The sequence below is a fragment of the Bacillus cereus group sp. BfR-BA-01349 genome (assembly GCF_022663795.1).
GTDB lineage: Bacteria > Bacillota > Bacilli > Bacillales > Bacillaceae_G > Bacillus_A > Bacillus_A cereus.
This window is the reverse complement of sequence record NZ_JAKUGE010000122.1, coordinates 1-423: the sequence shown is the minus strand read 5'-3', so window position 1 is coordinate 423 and position 423 is coordinate 1. Positions and strand designations below refer to the sequence as shown.

Sequence of the window (423 nt, the reverse complement as noted above, 5' to 3'; positions counted from 1 at the left end):
TCTTTCTAAAATTTTATTGAGATATCTGTTCGGAATAATATCAAATACTTCGGTAAGAATTTGATGATACTCTTCTTCGGTTATAGCTTGTTTTCTTTTTTTACCTTTTTTTGTTTCTGTAAAACTTTGTTTAGTAAGTGAAATGTGCCCATCTTCAATTAATTTACAAATAATATATCCTTTATTAAAAGGAGATTCTGGGTGCTCTACAATGATATTTTGTATGAGATTTACTTTATTTATATCTATTTCATCTAATGTAAATGCATATCCAATGCGCCATGTATTTGTCGGTTCAGAATCAAGGAATTGAGCGCTCTCTCCGTTTTCCCCTTTCTTCATTTCTAGTAGATAGGTTCCTTTGTCAGTATTTTGCTTACGAATACGATATTTCCCTGTTTGAGATGAAATGACTTCCCCGCT

The 423-nt window shown here is 31.4% G+C and carries 1 protein-coding gene; it reads right to left on the bottom strand.

Annotated features, from left to right (window positions below; translation table 11 throughout):
* Positions 1 to 423: arylamine N-acetyltransferase (locus MR169_RS28010; protein WP_242320393.1), on the bottom strand; the 423-nt coding region annotated here is incomplete at both ends.